A 13,169-nucleotide genomic window follows, 5' to 3' on the forward strand; every position below is an offset into this window, starting at 1 on the left:
TCAACCCTGGCCATCCAAGGCCTGGTCGAGTTCAAGAAGCACACCTTGCAGGCGCTGTCGCATACCCGACAAGTGCGACATAGCAAGCGTCAGCTTCTCGGCCTTCTGGCCAACCTCCAGTGCTTGGTTTTGCAGTTGAGTACCACGCTGCTCCAACTCACGCCCCTTTTCATCCAGTTCGCTCTGCGCCTGTTGCAGTCGAACCTGCCACAGCTCAAGCATTTCCTCTCGCTCAATGATCACGAGCTTTTGTTGTGCCAACTCTTGGGCGACCTTGGCGAGACTGGTCAGCGTGCTGTCTACCTCGAGCAAAGATGCGTGCCCCATCTGGGCTGGGAGCTTCGACGGTGCGGGCTCACTCGGCGCCAACTGAGCAGGCCCCGCACTGGACTCGGCCAGCTCCACCACCTCCGATATGGCGCCGGAAGAGCTCAACTGCTCTCCAACGATATGTTCATGTGAAGACTGCTGGGAGGGCTCGGACGGGTTCGCAACTCTGGGCGACGAGGACATTTGCGACGAGAAGCGAATGGACGGCACGATCAACGCAGCACTTTCAATCGCCGGCAACACAGGAGCAGACATACCCAAGGTAATCACTTTCATCACCAATGCCTTCTTGATGATCATTGAATGATGATCCTCAGGCCTGGCTGGCGGCAACTTACAGCCTTTCAAATCAATAAAATGATAGGCGACCGGGTTCTCGATAACAGTGCCAGTCTTGGTCCCGGAAGCCGCTACCATCAGGATTTGCTTAAAGGCTTGCATGGCCACTTGCAGATCCTCCTTGGACTCAACACCCCCCAGAAAATACCGTTCGAGCTTTTTACGTAACGCCGCGATGTAGACCCTCGAGTTACCGGGCTCGGTCTCTTCATCCAGGCTATAGACAAGAAAGTTGGAGTCGGTCTGAGCGATAGCAAACCCGCAGAGCAGCGCACCATTTACCGGAGCGTCCTGACCGTTACGTTCAAGAACAAGGGTACGTAGAAGCATCATGAAAATCAGGCCTCATTACAAAAGAGCAAACCTTACCTAACTGCCGGATAAACATCCGACCATTAATAAGCCTCGAAACAACGCAATTGTTTCAGCAAGTTATCGCGCCAAACGTAGGACTTTTCTTATAGCTGCGCCGCCACGTTCCCAAACGTCAATATTGAACGTAACCTTTTCATCGCTCAGCCGCTCATGGCGAGCGGCCTGTTTATACATCCCCGCAAAACTCATTCGGTAAAAAAATGCTCGAGATAAGCAGCCTGACAAAGCACTTGGGCAAAAAAAATGTAATCACCAATTTTTCGTTTTGCGCCCAGCACAAGGAATGCATAGGCCTATTCGGGAAGAGTGGTGCCGGCAAAACAACACTGCTGAATTTGATATCCGGATTAGCTAAACCCTCCGGCGGGCATATCAATATTGATGGGGTCGATACCCAAACTCACTCACTTCAAGCACGAAAACTCCTCGGCTATCAACTCCAAGGAGGCTTCAGCCATCATACGATGTCAGTCAAAGGCGCCCTCAACTTTATTGCAACCATTCGAGGGTTCAGTGGGGCCGAAAAAAACAGGCGAGTAGACCGGGCAGCCGTGCACCTTGAGTTATTGTCTGTGCTCAACTACCCCATCGATACACTCTCCATCAGTCTGAAACGCAAAGTTGCCATCGCACAAGCCATCCTGCATTCGCCCAGCTTACTCTTACTGGACGAACCGACCGAGGGACTGTCACCTGATCAACGACTAAAGTTCAGAGCACTTATCCAATCATTGACCGAAGAAATGACAGTCATCATCGCCTCCCGTCACTGTGACGAAGTGTCCAATCTCTGCACTCGCGCTCTGGTTATTGCAAATGGCCACTTAATGGCTGACACCCCGCTGCCCGATTTGCAACGTAACTCCCGGCATTACCGGGCCGTAACCCTGTCCGCAGAAACACCACTGGACTTACTGGCACTTGCCGTATTGCCCGGCGTAGCAGGTATAGAAGAAGATCGGCATACACCCGGCACGGTCACTGTGCTCGCTATGCCGGGGCACACCATCTATCCCCATGTAAGCGCACTGATCGCCCGCCGTGGCTGGAACATAACCTCATTGAGTCTTGAGCCGGGTCGCCTGAATGAAGTCGTTCATCATCTGAGCCAAGAGGTATCCCTTTGAAACTGCTGCCCGTCATTTTCAAACGTCAACTTGCCAGTTATGTCTTCATGCCGAGCACCTACCTATGCATTGCAGTGTTTCTCGGGTTGTGCGCAACACTGGGTCTGCATACGGGTCAGTGGATAGAACACAACGGTAGCGACTTACAGGTCTTTTTCCAGTTACACCCCTGGCTTTATCTACTGCTGATCCCCACGTTGTCGACGCAGCTGTGGTCAGACGAACACAACGCCGGTTTCCTCGACATCATGAAAACACTGCCGATCACCTCAGTAGAATTGGTGATCGGAAAGTTTCTGGCTGCCTGGGTCATGTGTGGCGTTGCCTTAATCCTGACCTTCCCCACCGTGATCATCGCCAACTATCTAAACGCTGTGGACAATACTGTTATCGCATCACAGTTTCTGGCCAGTTGGTTGCTGGCGGGATCTTACCTGTCTGTCGGTTGCTTCATTTGCGCTCTGACGCGCCAACGCGTTGTTATTTTCCTATTGACGCTAGGTTTATTATTTACCGTCAGCGGGCTTTCAGCAGTTTTGGATGCACTTGAGCATCAGGCACCTGTCTGGTTGATCGACAATTTAACCTCGCTTAATCCACTCTTACGCTTCGGCACTATCAGCAATGGAAAACTGACACTTCACGACAGCTTGTACTTCATTAGCATGATACTTGCCTTTCTCTCTGCAACGACTGTCACACTCAACTGCAAAGCCGGTTGAGAAGGAAAGCAACCTATGCGATCCGTTCTTCGTGCGGGTATGACACTTACCGTCATATCGTTACTTTTCCTGGCATTTAATCTGGTGTGGATAAACAATCTTCCCGATGTACGCTGGGACTTTTCTCAACAAAAAAACCATACCTTGTCACTCCCGGCGCGGCAATTACTCACGACCATTGAAAGCCCAGTAGACTTGTATTTCTTCAACTCAAGTCATTACCCGAAAAAAAGCCAAGCATTGAAACGCTATGGTGATCGTGTGGAGGACCTGCTCAAGGAGTATGAAAAAGCGGCAAAGGGCATGATTAATTTACACATTATTGATCCGGAGCCCTATTCAGAGGATGCCTATAAAGCCGGCTTGTTCGGCCTTGACGACAAGCAAGGATTCCTTGGCCTTATAGGCACCCACGCAGGCCAGGGTGCACAACGCATCGATGCATTCAGCCCCGACCACGAGCCCTTGCTTGAATATGAAATCAGCCACCTGATTTATAATTTGATGCACCCCGCTCCCCTCACTATTGGCTTACTGTCTGGGGTGGAGTTGAATGAATCTGCCGGGCAAGTGTTGGAGCAAATGCACCAGCATTTCAACCTTGTAAACCTGGCATCAAACACTGAACAGGTGCCTCAATCGATCAAAACGTTGATGGTCGTGCACCCGCGCTCATTGCCCGAGCAAGCCCTCTTTACGATTGAACAGTTTGTATTGAGGGGAGGCAAACTAATGATTTTCGTCGACCCTGTAAGCGAGATGGAGGCGAGCACCGAGCCAACAGCCTCCAAGCTGGACGGCCTGCTTGCCGCTTGGGGCATACAGATGCCAATGGACAAGCTACTGGTCGATAATCTCTACGCCTCATCGGCGACATTCGGCCCTGGGAAGCCACCGGTTCGGCATCCGGCCAGGTTAAACCTGCCACGGCAAGCGATGACTGCGAGCGATATTAGTAACTGGAAACTGAATTCAGTGATCGTATCCAGCAGCGGCGCACTCTCTCGCGCCAGAAAAAGCCGTACGACATTCACCCCTCTGCTGCAGAGCTCAAGAGACTCTGTGCTCCTGGACGTTGGACGCTTTGCATCGGCGGCCGCATTCGATTCACTCATCAAGAACACGTCCAGTCCTGTGCAACAATATGTAATTGCTGCACGCCTCGAGGGGCCTGCCTATTCGGCATTTCCCGACGGGCTCGACGGACAGCCACCGGGCTTGCAAAAGGCCGCGCAAATCCAGGTGGTAGTGGTCGCCGACACTGATTTACTGGCAGACGCCGTTATCAATTCCGCCCCCAACAGCAACGCACTGTTTGTATTGAATACATTGGATAACCTGGCTGCTCCCGATGTACTTACGAGCATTCGGCCACGTGCAATGGTTAGCCAACCACCGCACCCGCTGGAGCACCTGCGAGAGGCCGCCGCCCAGACCTACACGCAGAAGGCGGGTGAACTGGAACGACGACTTGAGCGAACAGAGAAGGCGTGGCAACAGTTGAATCCACAGACCACAGGCTTCGGCACCCAGGCGGTGGATACCAACACCCAGCTGCAAGCGCTCAACAAAGAACGCCTGCGGCTCCCCATAGAGTTGCACGCGCTCAAGGTTGAGGCGTATGCCCAGGTGCATCGAGCAGAACGAAACCTCAAGCTACTCATGATTATTCCGGTGCCGCTGGCGTTATGCCTGATCGCCTGGGTACTTTTTCTGTACCACTGCCGACGTCGTTCAACTGCTGCCGCTTCATTTCACTGATCACTCAATGATGAGCAATCAACGGCGAGCAATCAGCCCTTGACGGGCAATGCGCGTCAGTTGGCGAATCACCTCTTCGGCATCGCTGGCACTGGGCGCCTGGATAACCGCGAGGTCAAAGCTGTCGCTGGCAAAGCGGGCCAGAGAATCGCCATCTTCCACAAACTGGATCAGGAACGCAGAAGGCCGCCCAGTTCGACGCGGCCAGCCGTCCAGGTAGCGCAACAGTGTCGGCTGGTGCTTACCGCCCAGGAGGATTTTCGGATTGCGTTGGGTCAGGTCCGCAGTGATCGGAGCCAGGCGTATGAGGGGGCGTAGTGCATTCATCGTATCGTGTCTCTGCCTCAAAAGTCTGCGGGCAGGTGAGAGGCAACACCGAACCAGCGCTTTAGCGGTATTTCGAAGCCTGACTCTTGATGAGTGCATGCTTCTGTCGGGCTGCATTGAGTCCCAGTGGCGCCCCGCAATTAGCTGTTTAAATCGGCGCATGAACAGCATCCTAGAGAAGCTGATGGGGCAGTGTCAAGAATCTAGAGCAACGAAAAGGCCCGCTCATGGCGGGCCTTTTCAGGGTATTACGACAGGTATCAGTGAGTGATGGCACGGTCGGCTGACAATTTGCCAGCACCTTCCAACAGGACCGCCAGAGAGCCACCCAGCAAGGCCAGCGCAAACTCATAACCGTTGTTCGCCATAAACAGCCCGTTATGGATATGCACCGAGAAGATTGCCACCAGCGACAAGATGGTCAGGCCCAGTGCCGCAGGGCGTACCAGCAAACCGATGATCAGTGCCAGACCTGCGAAGAACTCGGTACCACCCGACAGCACGGCCATCAAGGTACCCGGCGCCAGCCCGATGCTTTCCATCCACTGCGCGGTGCCCGCCAGGCCGTAGCCGCCAAACCAGCCAAAGAGTTTTTGCGATCCGTGAGCGGCAAATATGATGCCGACAAAAATACGCAGGATAGTCAGGCCGTAACCAGCGCGAGTAGACAGGATGCTTTTAATCAGTGGGCTCATGGTGATAATCCTTTTCAAAGTAGGGGTTGGTTGGCCGCTATATTAATCAGATTAAGCAATAACAAAAGCCGAAAAAACACCTAATATATATCGATTAATTTGATCACTTGCGCGAGGCGACTTTTGACGCCAACGGTTCCAGGGACTCCCGCTCCCGATTGAACGCCAAGTAATACTTATTGACGCTATTAACATAGCTGACGCCGCCCATCCCCACCTGCTCCATGGCAATGCGCTCGACCTGGAAGAACCACTGGTTTGGGTTAAGCCCTCTGCGACGAGCTTCCGCTCGCATACCCTGAACCCGCTCCGGGCCCATGTTGTAAGCCGCCAGCACAAACGCCATACGTTCACGCTCGTTCAGCTTTGGGCTCGCGAAAAACTTACGGCGGATCATCGCCAAATAGCGGGCACCCGCCTGCACATTGCTGTCGAGACTCTCGATATTGTTGACCCCCACCCGCTGCGCCGCCGAAGGCGTGATCTGCATCAGTCCGGTTGGGCCGCCGCTGTTGCGGGCGCCTGGGTCAAGGGCGGACTCCTTGAAAGCCAGTGCCGCCAGGTTCAACCAGTCCATGCCCTGCTCGCGAGCATGCTTTTGCAGAACCGGACGCAGCTTTTCGAGGCGCTGGCGATCGGCGCGGGCCAATGGGTTGCGCACTTGATAAAGGCGTCGGTAGATACGCTGGAACGCCACGTCCTGGTCGGAGGGCGCTCGATAAGTCTTGAGGAAACGATCGATGCTGGCGCGCAGCATCGAGGCATCCTGGCGCACGAACCAGTATTCATCACCCGGTTCGCTGATAGCCACCTGTCGATCAAAGCGCAATTTAGGCAGGATTTTCGACCAGCGCTCGGCAATCGGTTTCTCGACGATAGTGAGATGGAAGATCCCGGCCTGGACCATCTCCAATACATCTTCCACGGCCAATGTTGGGTCAACCCATTCCACCTTCACCGGTGGCTGCTTGTGCAGGGCCAGCTTCTGGTTGACCTGACTGATCGCATCCGCCGCCGCACTGCCAGTGGTCAGCGCCAGGGTGCGTCCGGAGAGTTGCTCCAACTTGGTAAACCGTCGCTCCCCCTTCACCCCCACCAGCCACAACGGCACATCGCTGGCAATCGGGTCACTGGTGCTGATTTTGTGTGCTGCTTTCACATCCAGCAATTCACCGGGGGCCACCAGATCACCCTCGCCACGCGCCAGCGCGCCGAGCAGTTGGTCCTTGGCCTTGGGAATAATCTTGAGGTTGATTTCCTCACCGTCACGGGCATGACCGTTCAGGTATTGCTCGAAGGCACGCAGGCGGTGGTATTCGACACCGATGGCCTGGCCCTGGACCTCACCGGAACTGTTCCGGCTCTGGTTGACCAGCACGCGCAGGGTGCGGCTGGAGCGGATCTGCGCCAAGTCACGGACTTTGCCAGGCTTGGTCACTTCCAGCGGCCCGTCCAGACGTGCGACCGCCGCCATGGGCAGCAGTAACGTCAGGCACAACATAAGCAACGCCGAGGGTCGGATCATCCGCTCTCCGGAAAGAATACTGGCCAGCGCGTTCGCGAAAAACGAAGCGTTGGGGGTCAGAAACAGAGCGCTGTGAGCGCTGGCAAAGTGCGCAAGGGTGGCACTGAGGAAGGCGAACGACCCACCACGATGTCACTTGCAACGTTCAAAGACAGCTATAACTCGCTGTAGTTCTTCGTTTTTCTTATAAATCTACTGCTCTGATATGCTTTCCGGCCGCAGGCGGAGATAGCACCATGCAACTCATTGATATCGGCGTCAACCTGACCAACCCTAGTTTCGACGAGAGGCACCAAGCCGTTCTCGACCGCGCCTATGCCGCCGGCGTGCAACAATTGGTGCTCACCGGCACCAGTGTCGACGGCAGTGAACAGGCCTTGGAATTGTGTGTAAAACTCGATGAAAGCGGCCAACATCTGTTCAGCACCGCCGGCATCCACCCTCACTCCGCCAGCGACTGGAACGGTGACAGCGCCCAACGCTTGCGCGGCTTACTTAAGGACAGCCGCGTGCGTGCGGTGGGTGAATGCGGATTGGATTTCAACCGGGACTTTTCCCCACGCCCACAGCAGGAAAAAGTCTTCGAAGAACACCTGGCCTTGGCCGTCGAGTTAAAATTGCCGGTGTTTATCCACGAGCGCGACGCCAACCAGCGCCTGCTGGAAATTCTCAAGGACTACCGCGACCATCTGCCCGCCGCCGTAGTGCATTGCTTCACCGGCGAGCAACAGGCGCTGTTCAGCTACCTTGATCTCGACTTGCATATCGGTATCACCGGCTGGATCTGCGACGAGCGTCGTGGGACGCACCTGCACCCGCTGGTCAGGGAAATTCCTCGGGGCCGTCTGATGCTGGAAAGCGATGCACCGTACTTGCTGCCGCGCACCCTGCGCCCCAAGCCAAAAAATGGCCGCAATGAACCCGCCTATTTACCGGAGGTGCTGCGAGAAGTCGCCCTGCACCGCCACGAAACGGTGGAAGACCTGGCCGAGCACAGCACTGCCTGCGCCCGCGCCTTTTTTAGGCTGCCCGCTGTGGGTTGATGCGGCGCATTGACCCACGTCAAAACCGGCTTCCTGAGTAGCGGCACAATAATGGCACCTTGCCAATGCTGTTTCCGCTATCAGAGAAAACCTTCCATGGGTGCCTGGCTTAGCAATATCTCGCTGAAATACAAATTCTGGGCCGTCAACGCGGTCGCCTTCATCACCACTCTGCTACTGGTGCTGTACGCCGTGCAGCTCGAACAACAGGCACGCAGCGATGCATCCCAAGCTTCGGCGCAGGCGCAGGCGCAATTGCTCAGTGCCTGGCCGACCGACAAGGCGCTGCCCAAGAACGAGCAATGGCTGACGTTTGTCCGTGGCCAAACGCCTAAGTTGGGAGATGAAGATCTATCCCCCCTGAGCAGTGCCCGTGGTTGGGTCGAGCTCAATCACATGCCGCTTTTCGGCGAAAATCCACTGATCGGTGCTGACGTGATCGCTCGCGCCGACGGTCAACAAGTTGCCGTGCTGGCGTACGGACGCAGCTTAAGCCAAGTGTTCGGCGAACGTTTCGCCAACTATGCCGTGGCGGTCTTGATCCTGATGCTGGCGATGCTCGGTGCCTCGCAGTTGCTGATCCGCTTTCTGCTCAGCCAACTCAACACCCTCAAGGACGTGATGCTGCACGTGGAGAAAACCGGCGACCTGTCGGCCCGCGTGCCCCTGGCCTGCAAGGATGAAGTCGGTCAGATGGCCAGTGCCTTCAACGCCATGCAAGCCGGCTACCAACGCGTGGTCAACACCGTCGCCCGCACCGCCCAGCGACTGGACGAGGGCGCCGCACGACTGGCCAGCAGCATGAACGAGGTGCAACACGGCATGCTCGGCCAACAAAGCGAAACCGACCAGGCCGCCACCGCCATCAATGAGATGACCGCCACCGTTTATCATATCGCTCAACATGCCGGCGCCACCCGCGACCTGTCCCAGACCGCCGACACCCTCGCCGGCAGCGGCCAGGAAGTGGTGACCCGCGTACAACGCTCGATTGCCGGGCTGTCCACCGGCGTGCAACAGACTGCCGAGATGATCCAGAAACTGGCCGAGGACAGCCAGAAAATCAATGGCGTGGTCGGCGTGATCCACAGCATCGCCGAACAAACCAACCTGCTCGCCCTCAACGCCGCCATCGAAGCTGCCCGCGCCGGGGAAATGGGCCGTGGTTTTGCCGTGGTCGCCGACGAAGTGCGCAACCTCGCCAAACGCGTGCAAAACTCCACCGACGAAATCACCCGCATGGTCTCAGCGCTGCAAGCCGGAACCCGCGACGCGGTGGACTTTATGCAAGAAAGCTCGTTCAAAGCCGATGATTGCGTACAACAGGCCCAGGAAGCCGGCGCTGCCCTCGCCGAAATCACCGGCGCAGTGGCGCAGATGCGCGAGAGCAACACCCAAATCGCCGTCGCCGCCGAGCAGCAAAGCCATGTCGCCGAAGAGATGAACCGCGCGGTGGTGAGCATTCGTGATGTGACTGAAAACACCGTGCAGCAGACGGTGGACTCGGCGACTACCAGCAATGAGTTGGCGACCTTGGCTGGAGAGTTGAACAAGGCGATTGGGCAGTTGAAGCTGTAAGAACTCACAACCTGTAATCCTGCACCTACATCCAAGCCTCGGATTGCCGAGGTTTTTGGCGAAACGCCCTACTCCTGCTGGCGAATAGCGCCGACTTCTTTTCCTTACGAACCTCTCCAAAGTCTCTCGCCTGATCAATCAGTGCGAGGGACCGCCGATGTACTTCTCCGTTAACGCCTTGCCCGATAGGTCTGCCTTTTGATCCCGGTCATTGGCAAGTTTGTCTTGACCCCCATGAATCCCAAAGCGCCAGACGTTGAACGCGTCTTTCGTGATTTCCGGGAGTGTCTGAACACTTTTGACGAGTGGGCCGAGAGTTTCTGGAGTGCTTCGGCACTGGAAAGCGAGCAGGTATTCAAGGTTGGGGAAGACGTCGCACTGGTAGCGCCGGTTTCTTCCAAAGCCCCGAGTAGCACGGTTGCCATGTGCAAAGCCCAGGGTTTGTTGACCCTGGTGCATATGTTCGAAAGCACGCGGTTTGTGCCCATCGGCAACACGCCGGTGATGTTGCAAGCCATTGCACAAGATGGCAGCCCGATGGGTGCGCCAATCCATCAAACCATTGGCCCCAGCGGCATTCTTGAGTTCAAAGAGTGCACCCGCGATCAGCGGTACCAAGTCACCTTTTACCCCAATGTTTCCAAGGATCACGTCAAGGCGCTGTATGCGTCTTATCAGTCGGTGATTGGGGGGTTGGAAGTTCGTCTGCGTGACGAGTGGGCAAAGACCTTCAAAGCCCAATGGGGCGACTTCTCAAAAGCCAAACCTCTCGAACGCAGTTTCGTGCAGGGCGTTTCATTTGTAACCGGGATGGTCCAGGCGCTCTACAACCTTTGGGACAACGTCACGCAGGTTCTTGACCTGTTGGCGAACATCAAGCCCAACAGCGAGAAATTGCTGCACTACATCTCCCAAGCCGAACTTGATGAGCTTTTGAAGCTGGGTAACGACGCCATTGCCAGTGGCCTGTTGGTGCTTAGCGATGAACCGCTGTTGTTTATCTATCTGTCGGCAATGGTCAGTTGGATGCGGATGCTACCGCCGCCGGAAATGAATGAGTTGATGGGGGAAATCACCGGCGAGGTGTTGATCAACCTGTTTTTGATCTGGTCGACGCGAGGCATGGGGGTTCGGATTCGCCTGGGTGTTCAGGTCTTGAGTCATATCAAATCCGGACGTGCACGCAAGTGGTTGGAGACGCTGGCTGAGCAGCTTGTGGTGCCCAAGTTGGAAGCGCACGCCGAGGCAGTGAAGCCTTTGTTGCTCGGTAGCGCGGCGACGTCGATCAAGACGATTCCGGCTGTGCCCTTAAAGGCTGGGGAAACTTTGGTCTCGAACCCGGTGCCTGCGGTCCGTAGCAAGACGCAGCAGACGGCGCTGGTCAGGCAGGAGCATGTCGACGATGTGCCTGCGTCGGGCAAGAACCCGAACGGGGATGCGGCGGCGCCTGCGGACAAAACCGCAACCAACGGTTGCCCGGTGTCGATGGTGACCGGGGAGGAATTACTGACCCTGACCGATGGTGCGCTGGACGGGATTTTGCCGTTTGAGTGGACGCGGTTGTATCGCACCAGTGCAGTGGAAGTGGATTGCGGGTTGGGGTTTGGCTGGAGTCATTCGCTGGCGCAGCGGCTGGTGGTGACGGGTGATTCGGTGGTGTGGACAGACCACGAAAATCGCATTACTGAGTTTCCGTTGCCCACTGCCTCTCGTCCGGCGATTTCCAATAGTTTGGCCGAAGCGGCGATTTACTTGGGCTCATTGCCTGATGAGTTAGTGCTGGCGCAGGCGTCGCGGTTCTATCACTTCCGCAATGGTGTGCTGACAGCAATCAGTGATGCGTATGACAACCGACTGCGCATTTACCGGGATCTGTTGGGGCGGATTGAGCGGCTGGATAACGGTGTGGGTCGCTCGCTGCTTTTGCGCTATGAACTTGGCCGCGTCGTTACAGTGGACTATCAGCTTCATCGGGCCGAGGGACCGGGCCCGTTTGTCTGGGTCACTGAGCAAAACGTCATTTCCTACGCCTATGACGCCGCCGGCCGGTTGGTTTCGGCGACCAACGCGGTAGGTGAAAGCGAGGTTTATCGGTACGACGATCAGCACGTCATTCTCGAACGGCAGTTGGCCGGTGGGGCGAGTTTCTTCTGGGAGTGGGAACGCTCGGGCAAGGCCGCACGATGCGTCCGGCACTGGGCCAGCTTTTCGCAGATGGACACACGGTATGTGTGGGATGACAACGGCCGTGTCACGGTTCACAACGCTGATGGCAGCCAGGAAGTTTACGTCCACGATCAACGTGCGCGGTTGGTGCAGCGCATTGATCCGGACGGCGCCGAGCATCTCAAATCCTATGACGACAAAGGTCGTCTGACGGTCGAGCAGGATCCGCTGGGCGCGGTGGCGGCGTATCAGTACGACGAGGCCGGTCGTTTGGTGGCGTTGTTTCCGGGGGATGATGAACCGACCTCCTACGAGCATGACAACGGTTTCGTACGAGTTGTACGGCGTGGCCAGGCGGTCTGGAAATACGAGCGCAATGATCAGGGCGATGTCACCCGCAAGACCGACCCCGATGGCAACGTCACCGACTACAGCTACAACAAACATGGGCAACTGATCGGCGTCTGGTATCCCGATCACAGCTGCCATCGGCTGACCTGGAATGAGCGCGGGCAGCTCACTGAGGAACAACTGCCGAATGGCGGCGTAAAGCGCTATCGCTATGACGATCTGGGGCGGCAGGTTGCGCGCGAGGATGAATACGGAGCGCTGACCCAATATCAGTGGGACAGTGTGGGTCGGTTGGTTCGCGTCGTACTGCCAGGTGGCGCCACACGGGAGTACAGCTACAACCCCTACGGAAAGATCACCGCTGAACGTGATGAGCTAGGCCGCGTTACTCGCTACGAGTATGCCGACGGCCTGCATCTGATCAGCCGCCGCATCAATGCTGATGGCACCCAAGTCAAATACCGCTACGACAACGTTCGGTTATTGCTGACGGCGATCGAAAACGAAGTCGGCGAAACCTACCGACTCCAGTACCACCCCAATGGCCTGATCCAGCAGGAAACCGGGTTTGATGGCCAACGCACGGCCTACGTCTACGACCTCAACGGCAACCTACAGGAAAAGACCGAACACGGCGACGATGGCAGTCAGCTCGTCACCCGTTACGAGCGAGACCATGCCGGGCGGCTCGTAAGAAAAACCCTCCCCGACGGCAAAATCGTCGATTACACCTACGACCGCCGAGGCAACCTCCTGGGCGTCGAAGACGGCCACTGGGCGCTGGCCTACGAATACGACAGCCAAAACCGCCTCACCGCCGAACACCAAGG

At 56.3% G+C, this 13,169-nt stretch carries 10 protein-coding genes; 6 read left to right on the forward strand and 4 right to left on the reverse strand.

The window, feature by feature from the left end; translation table 11 throughout:
- Positions 1 to 1,002 (reverse strand): hypothetical protein, encoded by a 1,002-nt coding sequence (locus tag BFL40_RS32610; RefSeq protein WP_071487795.1) that lies wholly within the window; start codon positions 1,000 to 1,002, stop codon positions 1 to 3.
- Positions 1,003 to 1,244: 242 nt separating this feature from the next.
- Between BFL40_RS32610 and BFL40_RS32615 the strand changes: the two genes are divergently transcribed.
- Genes BFL40_RS32615 through BFL40_RS32625 form a run of 3 tightly spaced genes read left to right on the forward strand, consistent with a single transcriptional unit; the run spans position 1,245 to position 4,654 of the window.
- On the forward strand, positions 1,245 to 2,171 hold the full coding sequence (locus tag BFL40_RS32615) for an ABC transporter ATP-binding protein (RefSeq protein ID WP_071487796.1): 927 nt from the start codon (positions 1,245 to 1,247) through the stop codon (positions 2,169 to 2,171).
- Positions 2,168 to 2,893, forward strand: coding sequence for an ABC-2 transporter permease (locus BFL40_RS32620; RefSeq protein ID WP_071487797.1), 726 nt, complete (start codon positions 2,168 to 2,170; stop codon positions 2,891 to 2,893). The genes BFL40_RS32615 and BFL40_RS32620 overlap by 4 nt, the downstream gene beginning before the upstream one ends.
- Before the next feature lie 15 nt (positions 2,894 to 2,908).
- Positions 2,909 to 4,654: a Gldg family protein gene (locus BFL40_RS32625; RefSeq protein WP_071487798.1), complete on the forward strand. Its 1,746-nt coding sequence runs from the start codon at positions 2,909 to 2,911 to the stop codon at positions 4,652 to 4,654.
- Positions 4,655 to 4,672: 18 nt separating this feature from the next.
- Here the strand turns inward: BFL40_RS32625 and BFL40_RS32630 are convergent, their stop codons facing one another.
- The 3 genes from BFL40_RS32630 to BFL40_RS32640 form a co-directional block, all read right to left on the reverse strand.
- Positions 4,673 to 4,981: a hypothetical protein gene (locus BFL40_RS32630; RefSeq protein ID WP_071487799.1), complete on the reverse strand. Its 309-nt coding sequence runs from the start codon at positions 4,979 to 4,981 to the stop codon at positions 4,673 to 4,675.
- Positions 4,982 to 5,241: 260 nt separating this feature from the next.
- Complete coding sequence (locus tag BFL40_RS32635; RefSeq protein ID WP_071487800.1) at positions 5,242 to 5,676, reverse strand: DoxX family protein; 435 nt, start codon at positions 5,674 to 5,676, stop codon at positions 5,242 to 5,244.
- A gap of 103 nt (positions 5,677 to 5,779) precedes the next feature.
- Complete coding sequence (locus tag BFL40_RS32640; RefSeq protein ID WP_071487801.1) at positions 5,780 to 7,201, reverse strand: MltF family protein; 1,422 nt, start codon at positions 7,199 to 7,201, stop codon at positions 5,780 to 5,782.
- 236 nt (positions 7,202 to 7,437) lie between these two features.
- Between BFL40_RS32640 and BFL40_RS32645 the strand changes: the two genes are divergently transcribed.
- The 3 genes from BFL40_RS32645 to BFL40_RS32655 form a co-directional block, all read left to right on the forward strand.
- Positions 7,438 to 8,244 carry a TatD family hydrolase gene (locus BFL40_RS32645; RefSeq protein ID WP_071487802.1) on the forward strand — a complete coding sequence of 269 codons (807 nt, stop codon included), beginning with the start codon at positions 7,438 to 7,440 and terminating at the stop codon, positions 8,242 to 8,244.
- Between the two features lie 96 nt (positions 8,245 to 8,340).
- Complete coding sequence (locus BFL40_RS32650; protein WP_071487803.1) at positions 8,341 to 9,822, forward strand: methyl-accepting chemotaxis protein; 1,482 nt, start codon at positions 8,341 to 8,343, stop codon at positions 9,820 to 9,822.
- A gap of 198 nt (positions 9,823 to 10,020) precedes the next feature.
- On the forward strand, positions 10,021 to 13,169 hold a 3,149-nt coding region (locus tag BFL40_RS32655; RefSeq protein ID WP_071487804.1), incomplete at its 3' end, for a DUF6531 domain-containing protein.

This window comes from Pseudomonas costantinii, assembly GCF_001870435.1.
GTDB classification, from domain to species: domain Bacteria; phylum Pseudomonadota; class Gammaproteobacteria; order Pseudomonadales; family Pseudomonadaceae; genus Aquipseudomonas; species Aquipseudomonas costantinii.